Source organism: Cellvibrio sp. (assembly GCF_046347455.1).
Lineage (GTDB): Bacteria > Pseudomonadota > Gammaproteobacteria > Pseudomonadales > Cellvibrionaceae > Cellvibrio.
Window position 1 is genome coordinate 99,213 of record NZ_JAXMGC010000003.1, and the last position, 17,565, is coordinate 116,777.

At 47.4% G+C, this 17,565-nt stretch carries 20 protein-coding genes; 16 read left to right on the top strand and 4 right to left on the bottom strand.

Features of this window, described 5'->3' with window-relative positions; translation table 11 throughout:
- Positions 1-41: 41 nt before the first annotated feature.
- Positions 42-1,667, bottom strand: coding sequence for an L-aspartate oxidase (gene nadB, locus U1F02_RS06920; protein ID WP_409989644.1), 1,626 nt, complete (start codon positions 1,665-1,667; stop codon positions 42-44).
- Positions 1,668-1,972: 305 nt separating this feature from the next.
- Here nadB and rpoE point away from each other — a divergent pair, with 305 nt between their 5' ends.
- The 5 genes from rpoE to arfB all read left to right on the top strand — a co-directional run bounded on the left by rpoE (position 1,973) and on the right by arfB (position 5,396).
- Positions 1,973-2,563: an RNA polymerase sigma factor RpoE gene (gene rpoE, locus U1F02_RS06925; protein WP_409989645.1), complete on the top strand. Its 591-nt coding sequence runs from the start codon at positions 1,973-1,975 to the stop codon at positions 2,561-2,563.
- 226 nt (positions 2,564-2,789) lie between these two features.
- Complete coding sequence (locus U1F02_RS06930; RefSeq protein WP_409989646.1) at positions 2,790-3,491, top strand: sigma-E factor negative regulatory protein; 702 nt, start codon at positions 2,790-2,792, stop codon at positions 3,489-3,491.
- A 3-nt stretch (positions 3,492-3,494) separates the two neighbouring features.
- Positions 3,495-4,460 (top strand): MucB/RseB C-terminal domain-containing protein, encoded by a 966-nt coding sequence (locus U1F02_RS06935; protein ID WP_409989647.1) that lies wholly within the window; start codon positions 3,495-3,497, stop codon positions 4,458-4,460.
- A gap of 41 nt (positions 4,461-4,501) precedes the next feature.
- Positions 4,502-4,975, top strand: a complete 474-nt coding sequence (locus U1F02_RS06940; protein ID WP_409989648.1) for a SoxR reducing system RseC family protein — start codon at positions 4,502-4,504, stop codon at positions 4,973-4,975.
- Between the two features lie 4 nt (positions 4,976-4,979).
- A complete protein-coding gene (gene arfB / locus U1F02_RS06945; RefSeq protein WP_409989649.1) occupies positions 4,980-5,396 on the top strand; it encodes an alternative ribosome rescue aminoacyl-tRNA hydrolase ArfB in 417 nt (138 codons plus the stop codon).
- A 41-nt stretch (positions 5,397-5,437) separates the two neighbouring features.
- On the opposite strand, the gene U1F02_RS06950 is transcribed toward arfB, so the two are convergent.
- Positions 5,438-6,649, bottom strand: coding sequence for an MJ1255/VC2487 family glycosyltransferase (locus U1F02_RS06950; protein WP_409989650.1), 1,212 nt, complete (start codon positions 6,647-6,649; stop codon positions 5,438-5,440).
- A 101-nt stretch (positions 6,650-6,750) separates the two neighbouring features.
- Here U1F02_RS06950 and U1F02_RS06955 point away from each other — a divergent pair, with 101 nt between their 5' ends.
- From U1F02_RS06955 to galK, 3 genes are all read left to right on the top strand, one after another.
- Positions 6,751-7,125 carry a diacylglycerol kinase gene (locus U1F02_RS06955; RefSeq protein WP_409989651.1) on the top strand — a complete coding sequence of 125 codons (375 nt, stop codon included), beginning with the start codon at positions 6,751-6,753 and terminating at the stop codon, positions 7,123-7,125.
- A 175-nt stretch (positions 7,126-7,300) separates the two neighbouring features.
- Positions 7,301-8,347 carry a UDP-glucose--hexose-1-phosphate uridylyltransferase gene (locus U1F02_RS06960; protein WP_409989652.1) on the top strand — a complete coding sequence of 349 codons (1,047 nt, stop codon included), beginning with the start codon at positions 7,301-7,303 and terminating at the stop codon, positions 8,345-8,347.
- Positions 8,348-8,353: 6 nt separating this feature from the next.
- Positions 8,354-9,508 carry a galactokinase gene (gene galK / locus U1F02_RS06965; protein WP_409989653.1) on the top strand — a complete coding sequence of 385 codons (1,155 nt, stop codon included), beginning with the start codon at positions 8,354-8,356 and terminating at the stop codon, positions 9,506-9,508.
- A gap of 50 nt (positions 9,509-9,558) precedes the next feature.
- Here galK and U1F02_RS06970 read toward each other — a convergent pair whose 3' ends face one another.
- Complete coding sequence (locus U1F02_RS06970) at positions 9,559-9,756, bottom strand: hypothetical protein (protein ID WP_409989654.1); 198 nt, start codon at positions 9,754-9,756, stop codon at positions 9,559-9,561.
- Between the two features lie 205 nt (positions 9,757-9,961).
- Between U1F02_RS06970 and U1F02_RS06975 the strand changes: the two genes are divergently transcribed.
- From U1F02_RS06975 to U1F02_RS07000, 6 genes are all read left to right on the top strand, one after another.
- Positions 9,962-10,288, top strand: coding sequence for a BolA family protein (locus U1F02_RS06975; protein WP_409989655.1), 327 nt, complete (start codon positions 9,962-9,964; stop codon positions 10,286-10,288).
- Positions 10,289-10,418: 130 nt separating this feature from the next.
- The gene (locus tag U1F02_RS06980) at positions 10,419-11,408 is read left to right on the top strand and encodes a rhodanese-related sulfurtransferase (protein WP_409989656.1); all 990 of its coding nucleotides are present in this window, start codon (positions 10,419-10,421) and stop codon (positions 11,406-11,408) included.
- A gap of 101 nt (positions 11,409-11,509) precedes the next feature.
- Positions 11,510-11,863 carry a hypothetical protein gene (locus U1F02_RS06985; protein WP_409989657.1) on the top strand — a complete coding sequence of 118 codons (354 nt, stop codon included), beginning with the start codon at positions 11,510-11,512 and terminating at the stop codon, positions 11,861-11,863.
- A 3-nt stretch (positions 11,864-11,866) separates the two neighbouring features.
- Positions 11,867-12,361 (top strand): CinA family protein, encoded by a 495-nt coding sequence (locus tag U1F02_RS06990; protein WP_409989658.1) that lies wholly within the window; start codon positions 11,867-11,869, stop codon positions 12,359-12,361.
- Between the two features lie 125 nt (positions 12,362-12,486).
- The gene (locus tag U1F02_RS06995; RefSeq protein WP_409989659.1) at positions 12,487-13,122 is read left to right on the top strand and encodes a MarC family protein; all 636 of its coding nucleotides are present in this window, start codon (positions 12,487-12,489) and stop codon (positions 13,120-13,122) included.
- 124 nt (positions 13,123-13,246) lie between these two features.
- Positions 13,247-14,026 (top strand): lytic transglycosylase domain-containing protein, encoded by a 780-nt coding sequence (locus U1F02_RS07000; protein WP_409989660.1) that lies wholly within the window; start codon positions 13,247-13,249, stop codon positions 14,024-14,026.
- Between the two features lie 5 nt (positions 14,027-14,031).
- Here U1F02_RS07000 and coq7 read toward each other — a convergent pair whose 3' ends face one another.
- Positions 14,032-14,670, bottom strand: coding sequence for a 2-polyprenyl-3-methyl-6-methoxy-1,4-benzoquinone monooxygenase (coq7, locus tag U1F02_RS07005; protein WP_409989661.1), 639 nt, complete (start codon positions 14,668-14,670; stop codon positions 14,032-14,034).
- Positions 14,671-14,832: 162 nt separating this feature from the next.
- Between coq7 and U1F02_RS07010 the strand changes: the two genes are divergently transcribed.
- Positions 14,833-16,314 carry an AAA family ATPase gene (locus tag U1F02_RS07010; protein ID WP_409989662.1) on the top strand — a complete coding sequence of 494 codons (1,482 nt, stop codon included), beginning with the start codon at positions 14,833-14,835 and terminating at the stop codon, positions 16,312-16,314.
- A 23-nt stretch (positions 16,315-16,337) separates the two neighbouring features.
- Positions 16,338-17,501: an FG-GAP repeat protein gene (locus tag U1F02_RS07015; protein WP_409989663.1), complete on the top strand. Its 1,164-nt coding sequence runs from the start codon at positions 16,338-16,340 to the stop codon at positions 17,499-17,501.
- The last annotated feature ends 64 nt before the right edge of the window (positions 17,502-17,565 follow it).

Consider the following 17,565-nt stretch of genomic DNA (forward strand, 5'->3'; position numbering starts at 1 on the left):
CATATCCTGTTCATAAATTTTCTAGGTTTCCCTTTCCTTGCTTAACTTTCCTTACTTACAACCACATCCTGCGCCGCGTAATTCATGGGCACCAAAATTGTATCGCGGGCGATGTTGGATTTTTCAGGGAAATCCAGTGAATAGTGTAATCCGCGGCTTTCTTTGCGATCTAAGGCGGAGCGAATAATTAACTCCGCTACTGTGGCCAAATTGCGAAGCTCGATCAAATCGCTGCTTACTCGATAGTTACTGTAATACTCGGCAATTTCTTTTTTCAACAACTTGATGCGGTGCGATGCGCGTTGCAAACGCTTGTGTGTGCGCACAATGCCTACATAGTCCCACATAAAACGGCGCAGCTCATCCCAGTTGTGTGATATCACAACGTCTTCATCGGAATCGGTAACGCGGGTGGCATCCCAAGGTTTGGATTGTTCAGGCGTGTTGATCGCGGGCAAAGATGCAAGAATATGTTGCCCCGCGGATTTCGCGTAGACCACACATTCCAGCAGTGAATTACTGGCTAAACGGTTAGCGCCGTGTAAGCCGGTGAAAGAGGTTTCGCCAATGGCGTAAAGATTTTGCAAATCGGTTTGGCCATTGTTATCCACCACAATTCCGCCACAGGTGAAGTGTGCGGCTGGTACAACGGGTATAGGTTCTTTGGTGATATCAATCCCCAGCTCAAGGCAGCGTGCGTAGATGGTGGGGAAATGTTCCTTAATAAACTCCGCAGGTTTGTGGCTAATGTCCAAGTACAAACAATCGCAACCAAGGCGTTTCATTTCGTGGTCGATGGCACGGGCCACTATGTCACGCGGTGCTAGTTCGAGTCGCTCATCAAAGCGATGCATAAAACGCTCGCCATTCGGCAGCTTCAATACTGCACCTTCACCACGCAGAGCTTCGGTAATCAAAAAATTCTTGGTAGATGCGTGATACAAGCAAGTCGGGTGAAATTGGTTAAATTCCATGTTGGCAATGCGGCAGCCCGCACGCCACGCCATGGCAATGCCGTCGCCACTCGCGCCATCTAAATTGGTGGTATAAAGGTAAACCTTGCTTGCGCCGCCCGTAGCTAAAACAACAACCTTGGCTTGAAATACATGTACTTGGCCGGTGTGGTTGTTGAGCACGTAAGCACCGGTGCAACGCAATTTGCGGGAATCGGTATCAGCTTGGGTGATAAGGTTTACGGCAATATGATCTTCGAAAAGATGAATGTTGGCTTCTTGCTTAACTTGGTCAATCAAGGTGCTATGCACCGCACGGCCAGTTGCATCGGCACTGTGGATGATTCGTCTATGGCTATGGCCACCTTCTTTGGTGAGGTGGTAATCCTCTTTGCCGTTCTCCTTGGTGAAACTCACACCTTGCTCGATTAACCATTCGATGGCGCTTTTGCTATTTTCCACGGTAAAGCGCACAGCATCTTCATGGCAGAGGCCAGCGCCTGCAACTAAAGTATCTTCCACGTGAGCTTCGATGGAATCCTGATCATCCAACACAGCGGCAATACCGCCTTGGGCAAACCAGGTTGAGCCATCTTTTAAGGCATTCTTGCTGAGCACAGCCACTTTGGAATGACGAGCTAGACTCAACGCAAGGGTTAACCCCGCTGCGCCAGAGCCAATAACAAGAACATCGTGAGAATAGGTTTGATTCATGAGTTTTTTCTACAGCAATAAGAAGAACAACGTCGTAAACTGGCGCCAGTATATACAAGCCTCTGGGCGGGGTCATTGCCATTGCTTAGCTAAGCGCTAAATGGCTGCACGCTTACAGTTAGGATTTATAGATTCGTGGAACGGGTACTCGTGGAACTTTTGTAATGCCTCCCGGTCAATGGCGTACAAAGCAGCAATTACAACTCAGTATTGCTCGTAACTAATATACTGTCGGTACACATGATAGGTACTGAACTTTTAGTCCCGGCCAGCTTTTAGGTGCTGGGACGCTTGGGGGTTTTAGAATGACAGCGCAAGTAGCGCCCGAAGTCGATGTCGATCAACAATTGGTAGAGCGCGTTCAGAAAGGAGACAAGCGCGCCTTCGATTTGTTGGTACTTAAATATCAACATAAAATTTTTGCCGTAATCAGCCGTTTTATTCGTGACCATGCAGAAGTTCAGGATGTTGCCCAGGATGCCTTTATCAAGGCCTATCGCGCATTGCCCAACTTTCGCGGTGAGAGTGCGTTTTATACGTGGATGTACCGCATTGCGATTAACACTGCCAAGAACTATCTGGTCGCTCGCAACCGTCGCCCACCAGCCAGTGATCTTGAAGTAGAAGATGCTGAATTCTTTGCTGGCAACGACGCCATGCATGAAATGAACACGCCTGAGCGTAACTTGCTGCGTGATGAGCTACAAACGGTTATCGACCAAGCCTTTCGCGATTTGCCAGATGATTTGCGTATGGCCGTCACTCTGCGCGAGATAGATGGTTTGAGTTATGAAGAGATAGCAGAAGCGATGGATTGCCCTATAGGCACCGTGCGCTCGCGTATCTTCCGTGCACGCGAAGCGATTGATAAGAAAATCCAGCCGTTGATTGAATAGAACCGGATTAGCATGTTGTAAGCGGAATTAAAATTGGAGCATCCAAACACACCCCAAAATGGGTAGAAGGGTAACCAAAAGTAGTAAGAAAACTGTTTTCGCGTAAATATGCAAAAAATGTGGATCTTAGCTGAACCTTTATAGTGAGCTTAGGTCATAAAGGCTACAGAAAGAAATTGATGTTTTTAATGTTTGAAAACCCTTTTTCAGTTACAGGTAAATCTCAATGAGTGAGCAAAACCGGCCGCAAGTCCTCGCAGAATCAATCTCGGCCCTGATGGATAATCAGGCATCCGAGTTGGAGCTGCAGCGCATTTTGAAAGCCAGTGAACAGGATGTGGAAGTCAAAGCGACCTGGGCGCGCTACCAAATGGCGAGCGCTGTTATACGCGGCGAACAAGCTCCAATTGTGATGTCAGATTTCGCAGCTCGCATCAGCGCTGCTATTGATGAAGAAGATGCGCTAGTTGCTAAAACGCCGATTGCAACTCAAGCCTCGGGCAAGTCGCAACAAGGCTGGCTGTATCAGCTGGGTCGCGTTGCTCTGGTTGCATCAGTCGCAGGCGGTATGATTTTAGGTGTGAACCAACTCAACACTACTGGTTCGCCAGCTGCTAGCCAAATTGCGAGCAATACAGTCGCTGCACCGGTACAAACGCCGGTGGATACATCGATATCTCTGCCTTCCGGTATTAATAGTCCTATGTTGAATACACGTACTGTAGCGGTACAAACAGGTTATGAATCACGCCCGCAAGAAAATCGCCGCGTGAATTTCCAACCTCGCCAGCCCAATACGGCTGTGTCTGACGAAGAAGTATCACGCTACGTGAATCAAATGATTAAGGCGCATTCTGACAATGCGGCTATGAACGCTGGTCAAGGTGTATTACCTTATGCGCGTGTAATCATTACTGACGAAGAATAAGCTATGCCCAACATGTCCCTGTGGTTATCGTCCCTTGCGTTGGCGATAGCCACATCTGTATCCGCTCAAACTCTTCCCGCGAAAGATCCAGCTCCCAATAACGTACCCAGTGTTCAAGCGCTCATTGGCAAGATGTCGCAGAACGCGGCGCACATTAATTATCGGGGTTCATTCACCTACCAAAACCAAAACAGTATCGAACTGCAAAGTTTTCGTGTTGAACACTGGATTGAAGACGGCATTGAGCACGACCGCTTTTTGTTCCTGAATGGCCCGGAGCGTTTGATTGTGCGTGACGGTCAGCCAATAGATTGCAAAGCCATGGGCGACGAATTGCTACAAGGCAGCTTCGCCAAGTTGGGCGCGAACTTGGTGAAAATGGATCAGCTCTATCAGTTTGAGATTCGCGGTCGTGAACGCATTGCTGGCCGCTGGTCGCGCGTGCTGCAAGTTATTCCCAAAGATCCTTACCGATACGGTTATTTGCTGAGCATTGATGAAGAAACCGGTTTGGTACTTAAGTCGTGGTTGATTGATGAAAACGCGCGCCCCTTGGAGCGTTACCAGTTCATTTCTATTGATTTGAATCCAGATGTTAACCAAATGAAAGGCCGCAGCTCATCGCATCAGCACAAAGCCGTTGCCGATGTAACGCCTTGCAACCCAACAGAAGTGGGCAAACCTTCGGCATGGCAATTGGGCTGGATTCCTCCGGGCTTTGCATTTGCGGGTGAACGCAAATTAGCGAATGGCCAGACCATGTTGATGTACACCGATGGTCTAACCACGTTTAGCGTATTTATTGAACCCACCACGGCACCAGTGCCTGAAGGGCAGGGTAAGCGCGGGGCGACACTCGCGTATATGTCCCGCCTTACTTTGAAAGACACAACTTATCGGTTAAATGTGGTTGGCGAAATTCCCATCGCCGCCGCCGCAAAAATCGCGCAAAATATCACGGGGCTTTAAGCCCCGTTTTTCATTCTCATTCTTAAATATTCAGGTCTCACATGCTTCTCGAAACAGGCCGCATTATTGCTGTTGAAGCCGATTGCTTATGGGTGGAAACCATTCAGCGCTCGGCCTGCGGTTCGTGCCAGGCGCAAAAAGGTTGCGGTCACAGCGCATTGGCCAAGTGGGGCGCTTCTGCATCGCGTCTTAAAGTTTTTTTAGATGGACGCGATTCATCGCAATTTCGGGTGGGCGATGAGGTACAGATTGGCGTTCCGGAAGAGGTAATTGCAACCGGTTCTCTGTTTATTTATTGCGTGCCATTGGTGATGATGCTCGTCGCTAGTTTTGTTGCCCATCACCAACAACTCGGCGATGGGTGGAGCGCACTGAGCGCGCTAGCGGGTTTAATCGTGGGAGCCGTTATTGTACGGTGGCGTTCTCACCAATTACGCTTCGATACTCGCGTGCAGCCCATGTTGATTGACGAGCAAACGAGGGGGCAGGCCATTCAAACCTGTCATCTGGAGTGAAACTGTGTTGATCATCAATTCCCACGTCCATATTCCCCTCCATGAAATTGAACTCACGGCCATGCGAGCGCAAGGTGCTGGGGGACAAAACGTCAACAAGGTGTCGAGCGCGATACATTTGCGATTTGATATTCATAAATCCTCCCTCAGTGATTTTTGCAAATCGAGGTTACTGGCGTTGGATGACAAACGTATTTCAAGTGACGGTGTATTAATCATTAAAGCGCAGCGTCATCGTACACAAGAAATGAACCGTGCGGACGCCTTGGAGCGATTGCGTGAGATTGTGGTAAACGCGATAAAAATTGTGAAAGATCGTCGCGCCACCAAACCTACATTCAGTTCAAAACAAAAACGAATGGATGGAAAAACTATTCGTTCTACCATCAAATCCGCGCGTGCAAGAGTCATTGTTGAGTAACGCTTGCGTCACGCGCTTTCAGGTTTATGACGCAACTTCAATCAATTGGTTGCAGCGTTTTGTGTAAACATTTGTTGTGGCGTCTTAACTTGCTCCCAGAGTGACTTCTGGAAAGCATCGAAATTTTTGCCACCGGTACTTAAAATCCAATCGACTAATGCATCCGCCACGTTTGGGTAAATAATCGGCGCCGGTTTCATTAAAGGCAACCAGCGGCCTATAGCGGCTTCATTCAAAATGGGTGTTGATGAGCCGTAACCTAACTGTGTTAAGGCAAGTGCATTTGAGGCTTGCTCCATTTGGCCTGCAACAGGTTGTACGAGCAATTTTTTTCCGAGCTGAATCGCTTCGCTCGGTAATTCAAATCCCGCGCTGCAAATCACGCCTTCGCATCTATGCAAATCCTTTTGAAAACCTTCGCGTGAGAAGGGACGAATATGAATGTGACCGTCATCAATGGGTTGCGGAATATTTTGGTAAACAAAGAATTCGTAGTCGGGGAACTTACGCAGTTGCGGAACAATGTCATCCAAGCCGGCGAAGGGCAAATACACTAAATAATGTTTGTGCAGTGAATCATTCGAGTAGTGCGATGGTTCAATCAGCGGCGGTAAAATCGGTTGGTTAAAGTGGTGCCAGTGCAAACCAATCGCTTGGGTAACGGGCGCAAAATTTTGCATAAACCAATCTGTTACCAGGTTGTTATTTTTTTTCGGAATTTTGTGTAAAAACGCGTTTTGGTGAGAAATGCCGATCACGTTTTTTCCTGCGCGTTTTGCGGCGTGCGCAGAAACAGGTTCAAAATCATTAATGATGAGATCGTAACCTTCTACGTTTACTTTTTTAATGTCGTCATTTAATTGCATCAGGTTTGCTTGCAACGCAGTTTTCAAATAAAGGATGCGCCCACTTTTTACGGCGAAGGTTAATCCGCGGTAGGATTGAAAATCGCCAAAGGCTTCCATATCAAAAAAATCTTCACGGGGACGACCAGAAAATACCCAATCAACTGCTACACCTCTTGCCGCAAATGCTTTGGCCATAATGCGCGCACGCGTGACGTGACCGTTTCCTGTTCCTTGAACACCATAAAGTATTTTCATAGGGCTACCTGTCGTGAAGGTTAAAAATAAGCGAGCGGCTGCAAAGCGCTTGTCATATCTCGCTGTCAAAATCTGTGGCTGTAACAATTCCGTGGCTGTGACAATTCTTAGGTTGGCGCGATAGACGACGAGAATAAAAGTCTTCATCATTCACGCCTCTGAACTGTTACAACGCCAGAAATATCACCGGCCTATGACTTTTCGATGAAGAAGAGATGAATTAACCGTGACAAACACTGTGGAGATTTGGAATGAGTAAACCTGGTAAAACGGGAATCGCCCGTATCATTGATGCCTTTGGTTATTCAATGAAGGGCTTTGTCGCTGCATGGAAATTCGAGGCAGCGTTCAGGCAAGAAGTAGTCTTGGGTTTGATTCTGATTCCCGTAGCCTTTTGGTTGGCGACAACTCATGTTGAGCTGATTTTGTTGATCTCCAGTATTTTCTGGGTGTGGATGGCAGAATTGGCAAACTCGTCGGTAGAGGCGGTGGTGGACAGAACGGGTTCTGAGCGGCACGAATTATCGGGTCGCGCCAAAGATATAGGTTCAGCCCTCGTTTTCACCAGTCTCATTCTTTTAGCGGTGGTGTGGGGCATAGTGGCTGCACATCGTTTCCTTCCTTAATTTTGTTTTTCACGAACGCCCAGGTTTGCTGGGTGTTCGTTTAATGCCTCCTCAAAGGCTACATTCTGTGCTGTGCCCACCTACTTTTGGCGCGTTGATCGCTAATATGATTGTGCGGAAAAGTCTTTTCAGGTAGTCTGTCTGTCTATTTATCATATTTATATGGCAGCGAAGCATGAACTCCGAGACCTTTTCGGTTAATGACCATACGCATCGTCGGTTTAACCCCTTAACCGGTGAGTGGTTGTTAATCTCCCCGCACAGAACAAAGCGCCCATGGCAGGGGCAACAGGAGCCCAATCAGTGGCCTGAAAGCCTTGCGCACGACCCACATTGCTATCTTTGCCCCGGTAATACCCGTGTGGGTGGTGAAAAAAATCCGGCCTACACAACGACTTATGTGTTTACCAATGATTTTGCGGCTTTGATGCCCGAAGTTCCCGCTGCGCCAGCGTCTGCAGATCCTCTGTTCCAAATATCATCCGAGCATGGCACCAGCCGTGTCATTTGTTTTTCGCCGGACCACGGTAAGACTTTACCCTTGTTGAATGACGAAGAAATGCTGGCAGTGATCAAAACCTGGATTAGTGAATCCGCAGCATTGGGGGAAACTTACCCATCGGTACAGATCTTTGAAAACAAAGGCGCGATCATGGGTTGCTCTAACCCGCATCCCCATGGCCAGATCTGGGCGCAAACCCAGTTGCCTACCTTGGTTCAAAAGGAAGATGACAATCAGCGCGCATTTTATGCCGAGCATCAAAAATCCCTATTGCTGGACTATGCCCATAAAGAAATTTCTGCGGGCGAGCGCGTGGTTGTGGAAAATCAGGATTGGGTTGTCGTCGTACCTTTTTGGGCAGCTTGGCCCTTCGAAACCTTGCTTCTTCCCAAACATTCGCGTTCCAGAATTACCGAATTAACGGAGGCGGAGCAGATCAGCTTGGGCGAGATTCTGCGCAACATAACCGCCCGTTACGACAACCTGTTTGAATGCTCATTTCCTTATTCCATGGGCTGGCACGGCGCGCCGTTTAATGCTGAGGATGCATCGCCGTGGCAACTACACGCCCACTTTTTCCCGCCCCTGTTGCGCAGTGCTAGCGTGCGCAAGTTTATGGTGGGTTATGAAATGTTGGGTGAACCCCAGCGCGATTTATCCCCCGAGCAAGCCGCAGAGCGCTTGCGTCAACAAAGCCCTATTCATTTTCGTTTGAGGTAAGAGTGAGTGAGCGCATTAAATAAAGACATGCTCAGTGAGTTATTTTCGGCGGCTTTCGGACAATCGCCCGAGTTAGTCGTACAAGCACCAGGACGCGTAAACCTGATTGGGGAGCACACCGACTACAACGGCGGTTTCGTTTTGCCTGCTGCGATTAGCTATGCAACCTGGATTGCGGCATCTGCCCGTGCTGACAATGAGCTTCATGTAATCGCGCAGGATTTCGATGCGCAATCTGTTGTGATCAAACTCGATCAACCCATGCAGCATGATCAAGCTGCAACCTGGTCTAACTACGTTCGTGGTGTTGTTCAAGAGTTGCAGAAAAAAGGTTACACGTTAAAAGGTGGAAATTTGCTAATTTCCGGCAACGTACCGGCGGGCGCAGGGTTAAGTAGTTCTGCCTCTTTGGAGGTTGCCGTTGTTCGCGCACTAACTGAGCTGAGCGGTGAGTCCATTGATCCAACCCAAGCCGCTTTGGTCGGCCAGGCCGCTGAGAATAATTTTGTGGGATGCAACTGCGGCATTATGGATCAGCTGATTTCTGCTCGTGGAGAAGAGAGCAGTGCACTCTTAATTGATTGCCAAGATTTATCTACTCGCAGCGTTTCCATTCCGCGCGATTGGGAAATTCTGATTGTTCACAGCGGTGTAAAGCGTGGTTTAGTGGAAAGCGAATACAACCAACGTCGCGCCCAGTGCGAAACAGCCGCCGCGTTCTTTGGGCAAAAAAGTTTGCGCGGTGTGTCTATTGAGCAACTGGTAGCTGCCGAGGGCAAGTTGGACGACTTGAGTTTTCGCCGCGCGCGCCATGTGTTGACGGAAAATGCCCGCACGCTCTTAGCGGCCGAAGCACTGAGTTCTGGCGATATGGAAACGCTTGCACGTGTGATGGCTGAGTCTCATGAATCCATGCGTGATGATTTCAATATCACCACTCCTGCAATAGATCGCTTGGTTGAGATTCTGCAAACAGCAGGAGCGGGGAGTGCGGGAGCGCGCATGACGGGTGGTGGTTTTGGTGGTTGCGTGGTTTCAATTGCACCTAAGAGCCTTATCCCTAAATTGATGAAAGCCGTAGATGATTTCTACGAGGCAGAAACCGGTTGTACCCCGAGATTGATTCCGGCTAAGGCCAGTAAAGGTGCTTTTGCCGGCTAGTGTGTGAAAGAAAAAGCCCCGCGACTGCAGGGCTTTTTTGTCGATGTACTTTAATGAGTCGATTTACTTTCAGCATCGCCTAGGTAGGCTTGGTAGTCATCTACCAAAGTACGCTGGGGGTGCCGGCGATCTGGTGATTTGCGGCGTTTGCGATGGTAAATATCAATGGGCATATTCTTGCAGGGGTCGTTGTCCAGCCTGCGATCCTCGCCTCGACGTCTGTCTACAAAAATTTTATGTAAGTTCATGATGCTCTCTGAAAAACACTGCCTATACACCGTCAGCTTATCTTACTAATACCTTAAAGATGGTTAACTAGCTGACCTTCATGGGTGGGAAATTGTTCCCTTATTTTGAATTCCCACAAAGTCTAGTCGTTATCCAGTAAAATACCGCAGTTTTTTTTGGCCTTAGAGGCTTAGTTCTTATAACGCCCAACGCGAGGTATAGGTTGTGAATCCCGTTGAAAGCCGCATTTTCGCTCGACTTTCCCAAACTTTTAATCCTGTTCATCTGGAGGTTCTGAATGAAAGCTACATGCATTCGGTTCCTGCCGGTTCAGAAACACATTTTAAAGTGGTGCTGGCAGCAGACTGCTTTGTCGGGAAACGCCAAGTTCAGCGCCATCAAGCGGTTTATGCCTGCTTGGCCGATGAGCTGAAAAGCGGTGTTCACGCGCTGGCCTTACACACCTTCAGTCCAGAGGAGTGGGCCGCTTCAGGTGCAGTTCCGGCATCTCCGAACTGTATGGGTGGCTCCAAGCACGATCATTCTTCGTAAAGATCGGAAGTTTTTCTGGCTGTTCAAAAAACAAGCTTTTATAATGCGCGCCCGCTGGCTTGCTGGCACCTAATTTCGGACGCGATCCTTCAGTTAAGTCCCCTTTTTTCGATCCGCTAAGTGAACACATATGAATCAAATCGTTGTTGCTGCTCTCTACAAATTTGTCTCCTTACCCGATTACCAGGAATTCGCTCCGCGCTTGAAAGAGCGTTGCGACCAACTTGAATTGAAAGGCACTTTATTGCTGGCCGAAGAAGGTATCAACGGTACTGTATCGGGCACTCGCGAGGGTATTGATGGTTTGCTGGCGTTTTTGAAATCGGACGAGCGCTTTGTCGATTTGGTTCACAAAGAGTCTTTCTTTGAGGGTACACCGTTTTATCGCATGAAAGTAAAACTGAAGAAAGAAATCGTGACCATGGGTGTTAGTGGAATCGACCCGAAAAAAATTGTGGGCACCTATGTTAAACCCAAAGATTGGAATGCTTTGATCAGTGACCCGGAAGTGACCGTGATTGATACACGTAACTCCTATGAGTACGACATTGGTACCTTTGAGCGCGCTATAGATCCAAAAACCGAAACCTTCCGCGAGTTTCCTGCCTACGTTGCGCAAAATCTTGACCCTGCCAAACACAAAAAGGTCGCTATGTTTTGCACTGGCGGAATCCGCTGTGAAAAATCCACGGCCTATATGAAAGAGCTGGGCTTTGAAGAGGTTTATCACTTGGAAGGCGGCATTCTGAAATATTTGGAAGAAGTGCCTGAAGAAGAAAGTTTGTGGAAAGGCGAATGTTTCGTATTCGATAACCGCGTTGCCGTTAATCATAGTTTAAAGAAAGGCATTTATGATCAATGCCACGGCTGCCGCCACCCCATTACTGAGGAAGATAAACTCTCCGAACTGTATATGCCGGGTGTAAGTTGTCCGCGTTGTTACGATAAATTAACTGAAGAACAAAAAACACGTTTTGCTGAGCGCCAAAAGCAAATTCAGTTGGCGAAAAACCGCAACGAAGCACACATTGGTGCTTTGCCACCAGAGCGTCAATTGCGTCGCTTGCAAAAAGTTGAGAAGCGCGAAGCGCAACGCCGCTTGTCGCAAGCTCAAGGTTAAATAGTGTAAAAAGTATTAAGGCAATTTTTGTGGTGATAAAATTGCCTTGGCTAGATGAAGGCTGTCTCAGCTATTAAATTAATTACCACTAAAGGTATTCTATGGACTTTACTGCATGGGTAGCCGATTTGGCTGCTGGGACTGTAACTCATGAATCGGGATTTGTTTTACAAGTGGAAGGAGATCCACGCGACCCCTCTGCAATTAATCCCGCTAATTTTCCTGCTAACTTATCTTTCGTAGATCAAGCCCGTTTAATGCGTTGCGGACTCGAGTTCTTGGCCAAAGCTGCAGCAAATAACACGAGTTCATACAGAAGCATTGCGAGCGGTGTTACTGATATTGAATCGCTTAAAAGCGAAGCCACCAAAGAGCGCGAGGCATTGGCAAAACAATTTGCGGAGCGCACCAACAAGCCCGAAAGATCCGTTTTATCCCTCAAGAAAAATAAATAAAGCATGGTGTCGTCAACAACACTTTCCGTCACAGAACTTAGCCAAGTGCTCGGTGAAAAATTGTTGGCGCGCAAGTGGCGCGTTGCGACGGCAGAGTCGTGCACTGGCGGTGGTGTTGCGGCGGCAATCACGGCAATCGCCGGAAGCTCTGCGTGGTTTGAATACGGAATTGTGAGCTACGCGAACCAAGCCAAAGAAAAATTACTGCATGTGGATTCGCATACGCTATCGACGGAAGGCGCCGTAAGCCGATCTGTTGTTGAACAAATGGTAAAAGGTGCTCTTGCATTATCGGGCGCTGACATTGCCGTAGCCGTTAGTGGTGTCGCTGGGCCATCGGGCGGAACAGAAAATAAACCTGTTGGCACTGTCTGGTTCGCTTGGGGACTTTCAAGCGGTGTTGTAGATACAAAGTTGTTTCATTTCGCTGGCGACCGTGCAGCTATTCAACAGCAATCCGTTGTTGCAGCCTTAAATGGATTATTGGCGCATATATAATTTATCCTTCTAAACTTTTTTATATTTTCATTCTCCAAAAGTTTACGCGCTTATCTCTCCTATACTTCTGTTATCAAAAGGCTTTTTTCACGCTTTGGTTTTAAAAAACTTGCTAAGGATTTTATATGCTGTCGTTTGCAGAGTACGCGCAATTTTTTGTAGGTTTGTTAGCGATTGTTGATCCGCTGGGCGCGATACCTGTGTTTTTAATTTTAACCGCGCATCAATCGGCGGTGACCAAGCGCGCAACGATTCGTTTGACTGTGTTGTCGGTGTTTGGCGTGTTAATTGTTTCCTTATTTTTAGGTGAATGGATTTTAAGTGTGCTCGGCATCAGCATTAATGCCTTTAGGTGCGCGGGGGGGCTGGTGTTGTTGTTAATGGCCCTTTCAATGCTGCAGTCGGATTTGACTCAATCGGAAGAGGTGAGCGCTAAACATCAAGATGATACGGTGGCCTTGGTGCCCTTAACGATTCCTCTGCTGGCGGGTCCCGGTGCAATCAGTACGGTCATTGTGTATGCACACCAATCCCACGAGTGGTCGCATTTCTTTTTAATTGGTGCCGCGATTGTGAGCGTGTGCTTTTGTTTGTGGCTAACGCTGGTGGCTATGCCGTGGTTATCTAAACATCTCACGGCTAAATCCATTGCTATGTCCACCCGGATTATGGGGCTGTTGCTCGCCGCTATCGCAATTGAATTTATCGCCGGCGGTATGAAGGGATTGTTCCCGTCGCTCACAGCGTTGTCGCACCTGTAGCACATCAAAATCTTGGCTAGGGTCACGAATTTGGTAATTGGCGAAGCGATTTCCCTTTTTATTGAGCTACACTAAGATTTCCTCCAGCATAAAACCCCAATAGCGACATGCGTTGAGATTGATCGTGGCAAAGCATTTTGTATACAGTTTCTTGCTCGCCTTTCTGTGGTCTGCAGCCTCTTTGGCAGCAGAGTCCAGCGCTAGCGGCCAAGCGAGCTCCGTATACGATTACGAGCAACAGGTTCGTAAGGTCGCCGAACAGACGGCTGCTGAGTCAAAGGCAAAGAAAGAGCAAGAGCGTCTTGAGCGCGCCAAAATTATCGGCAGCAAAACTCCTACAGATTCTTCCTTCCGTATCTTTAAATACAAAAAAGACGGTGCCACCGCCTTTTCAGATAGCGTTCCCTATAAAACTAAATACGAAGTGGTGATCTACAACAGTTGTTATGCCTGTAGTCTTACCTCGAATATTGACTGGTATAAAACGCGCTTATTCCTGACTGAATTCAGCGATACCATTGCGGTAGCAGCAAGAGCTTACAAAGTAGACGTAGGTTTTATTCGTGCGATTATTCACGCGGAATCCGCCTTTAACCCTATGGCGCGTTCGCGCAAGGGTGCTATGGGTTTGATGCAACTAATGCCCGGCACGGCAAAAGACATGGGCGTTTTTGATACCACTGACCCCGAGCAAAACATTAAGGGTGGTGTGAAGTATTTGGCGGGGTTGCTACAGACCTTTAACGGCAACGAGACTTTGGCTGCAGCTGCTTACAACGCGGGTGCGGGCGCAGTAACGCGTTATGGCGGGATTCCTCCCTACGAGGAAACCCAAACTTATGTTAAACGTGTGAAAATTTTGTCAGATCGCTACAAAAGCCAAAAACAGTTGGCGACTAACTGAGGTGTTTAAATTCTGTAGCTGGTTTTGGTCATGGCTTTGGAGACCAGCGTCATCAAACCTTTTACGGGAGCAGGGAAGTTGTAGCCGCCCGCATTCAACGCCATATCAGCATGGCGAGCTTCGTCTTCCAACATTTGCGTAACCACAGCGCGGCTCTTTTGATCCTGCGCTGGTAAATCTTCTAAATGCTTCTGCAGATGTTTGCAAACCTGATTTTCGGTCGCTGCTACAAATCCCAAACTGACTTTATCGCTCACCAAGCCAGCGCCAGCGCCTATGGCAAATGACAGCCCATACCACAGCGGATTCAAGTAACTTGGGTGGCTGTTTAATGCATCCAAGCGATCCTGACACCACACTAAATGATCGATCTCTTCGGCGGCGGCGTGTTCCATTTCTGCACGTACATGGGGAAGCTTGGCGGTAAGCGCTTGGCCTTGATAAAGCGCCTGAGCGCAAACTTCACCTGAGTGATTAACGCGCATTAAACCCGCAGCGTGGCGTTTTTCTTCTGCACTCAAGTCCTGCTCGGCAACACCGGATGCAGGTGAGGGGCGTTGAGTTGGTTGCTTGGCGTTGGAGAGTGTGCGCAGCGCGCGGTCTGCATGGGCGATAAACTGATCAATGGCGGTGAGCTGACGCATGGGGTTGGCCTCTAAATTCCATCATTCCGCGAATTGTAACCAAAATCTTCAATAAAAGTTTGTTTGGGATCAGCTTTGCTGCTGAATAGAGGAGTTTCTGGCACTATGGGGTCTAGCGCCAAATCACCATCCAAACATATATAAATATACGGCGAGGGACAAGTGCAAGACGTTAATGAATTAAAACTTTTACTCGATTCGCGCATTCCGCTGGTGGTCATTGAAACCTTTGAAGAAAAGAAAGCTTTGGATGTGCTTTCCATGGTCGCCAACAACCAAGGTCGCGATTTGCATCGGTGGTCGGTCACTGACGGCCTCACGCGCATTAACTTTGGTCCTCAGCTTGTACCCAAAGGCAGCGAGCTGAATCAAGTTGAAGAAGCCTTAAAACATATCAAAGCCCAAACTCTGCCCGGCATTTATGCCTTGTGTGACATACACCCGTTTTTGGAGAGCCAGCCGAATGTAGTGCGGCTGTTAAAAGACATCGCCTTAAATCATTTTGCCGTTCCGCATACCTTGGTATTTTTAAGTTACCAATTGCGCTTACCGCCAGAACTTTCGCGCTACAGCAGTTCATACACGCTCGCCTTACCTAGCGATGAAAAAATCATGGAAGTGATTCGTGAAGAAGCCAAGGTTTGGTCAGACAAACACCATGGTGCGCGCGTAAAAACCGACAATCTCACGCTCAAAAAATTAATGAATAATTTACAAGGTCTAAGTGTGAGCGATGTTCGCCGTTTGGTGCGATTAGCGATTTGGGCTGATGGTGAATTGTCGGAATTGGATGTTCACTCCATTAACAAAGCCAAATTCGCGCTCTTGGATATGGAAGGCGTAATGAGCTTTGAATCCAATATTAAAGATTTTTCCCAAGTGGGTGGTTTGCATAATTTAAAACGTTGGTTAATGACTCGCCGCGATGCCTTTATTTCCGAGGACAGCAAGCTAGATATGCCCAAAGGCATTTTGTTATTGGGGGTGCAAGGCGGCGGAAAAAGTTTGGCCGCAAAAGCGGTTGCGGGTTTGTGGGGGCTTGCGCTTTTACGTTTGGATATTGGAGCGCTGTACAACAAATTTCATGGCGAAACCGAGCGCAATTTGCGCGAAGCGTTAAAGCTGGCTGATGCCATGTCGCCCTGCGTGATTTGGCTGGATGAAATTGAAAAAGGTATGGCGCAGGATGGCAATGATAATGGTACGTCTCAGCGCTTGTTAGGCACTCTGTTAACCTGGATGGCGGAGCGAAAAACCAAAGTGTTTATCGTGGCTACCAGCAATGACATTTCCAAACTTCCACCGGAATTAATTCGAAAAGGTCGTTTGGATGAAATTTTCTTTGTGGATTTGCCGGATTCAGAAGTACGCAAAGATATTTTTATTATTCACATCAACAAACGCAATATGCTGGCGAATGAGTTTGACGTGAGTAAATTAGCGAACGCCACCAGTGGTTTCTCAGGTTCAGAAATAGAACAGGCAATCGTCGCTGCCATGTATACAGCTGCATCTGCAGGAACAAAACTCACCACGGAAATTTTGCTTAACGAAATTCTTAATACCAGTCCGCTCTCGGTCGTTATGGCAGAACAAATCACCCAACTGCGCTTGTGGGCGGCAGATAGAACTATACCGGCATAATTTTTCAATAGTGGGGTTTAGCTGTGGTTTTTGTGTTCCGTTTTACTTCGCTCTTATTGATGGGGCTTTCGATATCCCTTACGGCTTATGCAAATGGCGAAACTAGTATTTCGTTATTACCTAAATTTCAGGTTGATATTCCGCAGGATTACGAAATTAAACAAATAGCCATAGATGGCGAGCGCATGGCTGTAGGTGTTTGTGACCGTTTTCCATCAGGTTCGGGCAGAGGCGCTGTTCATCTTGTTATGCGCGATGGACGCGAATGGAAGAAAACAAGCATGGTTCAATTAGATCATGATTTATCGCAAACCTTTGGCTGTTCGGTGGCTATTTCCGGTGATCTGCTTGTTGTGGGGGAAGTGGATTTCGCTAAAAAGAACGGGAGCGGAGCTGTTCACGTATTCCGATTGCAAAATGGAGAATGGAATAAGGAGTCCACTATTCCGTTTCCTCGTTCATCAAATCATTGGTTGACAGGGTTTGGTGAGAATATAGCTATTCATAATGGCGACATTATTGTTTCAGCACATGTTTATTGGGCAGGTTTTTTATCGGGACGAAAAACCAGTGGGGAGGTTTATCTTTTTAGAAAAATCGGTAAAAACTGGAGCTTAAAGCAAACCTTAATTCCTTTTGAAAATCGAGACGCTCATAGTTTTGGCGAGTCCCTGTCTCTGTCAAATGACATGCTTGCGATAGGTTCTGCGAGAAATGTGCAATCAGGCGTGGTTTATTTATTTCAGAATCGCGGTGGAAAATGGGTTGCTCTGGATAGTCTGTCTCCGCCACAAGAAAAGGTTTTCAACTTCGGGCATAAAATAGCCGCGTCAAATAATTATTTGGTTTCAAGCGATCATGATGAACCTGTATATATCTATAGTCGGCAGTCTGAAAAATTTGATTATGATTCTACGATTGTGCCGATAGATGCGAATGATAAATATGTTGGCGCTCTTGCGTGCGATAAGATGGTGGCTATTCAAGGTGTGAATAAGCTGGAAAATAAGGAAACCTATTTTGTAGATATGTTTGAAAAGCGTAATAATATTTGGGAGAAGAAGGCTAGATTAACTTCGCAATTGGCAAAGTCTAGATGGATTGCGCCATACGCATGTATGAAAGAAAATCTTATTCTAGGAGACGTTCAAGGAAATATTTACGTCGTGGAAAGTTTGTTAATGTAACAGTCCTGATTTTTTGGAGTGATATCAGTAAGGCAATAATCTGTTTGTTACCGAATTTGTAAGT

Excerpts from the sequence above, each read along its gene's own strand:
- U1F02_RS06960 (WP_409989652.1), top strand. The coding sequence starts at position 7,301 with ATGAACTCCGAGACCTTTTCGGTTAATGACCATACGCATCGTCGGTTT.
- coq7 (WP_409989661.1), bottom strand. The coding sequence starts at position 14,670 with ATGCGTCAGCTCACCGCCATTGATCAGTTTATCGCCCATGCAGACCGC.
- U1F02_RS06950 (WP_409989650.1), bottom strand. The coding sequence starts at position 6,649 with ATGATGAAGACTTTTATTCTCGTCGTCTATCGCGCCAACCTAAGAATT.
- U1F02_RS06930 (WP_409989646.1), top strand. The coding sequence starts at position 2,790 with ATGAGTGAGCAAAACCGGCCGCAAGTCCTCGCAGAATCAATCTCGGCC.
- U1F02_RS06990 (WP_409989658.1), top strand. The coding sequence starts at position 11,867 with ATGGTGTCGTCAACAACACTTTCCGTCACAGAACTTAGCCAAGTGCTC.
- rpoE (WP_409989645.1), top strand. The coding sequence starts at position 1,973 with ATGACAGCGCAAGTAGCGCCCGAAGTCGATGTCGATCAACAATTGGTA.
- U1F02_RS06985 (WP_409989657.1), top strand. The coding sequence starts at position 11,510 with ATGGACTTTACTGCATGGGTAGCCGATTTGGCTGCTGGGACTGTAACT.
- U1F02_RS06995 (WP_409989659.1), top strand. The coding sequence starts at position 12,487 with ATGCTGTCGTTTGCAGAGTACGCGCAATTTTTTGTAGGTTTGTTAGCG.
- U1F02_RS06970 (WP_409989654.1), bottom strand. The coding sequence starts at position 9,756 with ATGAACTTACATAAAATTTTTGTAGACAGACGTCGAGGCGAGGATCGC.
- U1F02_RS06940 (WP_409989648.1), top strand. The coding sequence starts at position 4,502 with ATGCTTCTCGAAACAGGCCGCATTATTGCTGTTGAAGCCGATTGCTTA.
- U1F02_RS06980 (WP_409989656.1), top strand. The coding sequence starts at position 10,419 with ATGAATCAAATCGTTGTTGCTGCTCTCTACAAATTTGTCTCCTTACCC.
- U1F02_RS06955 (WP_409989651.1), top strand. The coding sequence starts at position 6,751 with ATGAGTAAACCTGGTAAAACGGGAATCGCCCGTATCATTGATGCCTTT.
- U1F02_RS06935 (WP_409989647.1), top strand. The coding sequence starts at position 3,495 with ATGCCCAACATGTCCCTGTGGTTATCGTCCCTTGCGTTGGCGATAGCC.
- nadB (WP_409989644.1), bottom strand. The coding sequence starts at position 1,667 with ATGAATCAAACCTATTCTCACGATGTTCTTGTTATTGGCTCTGGCGCA.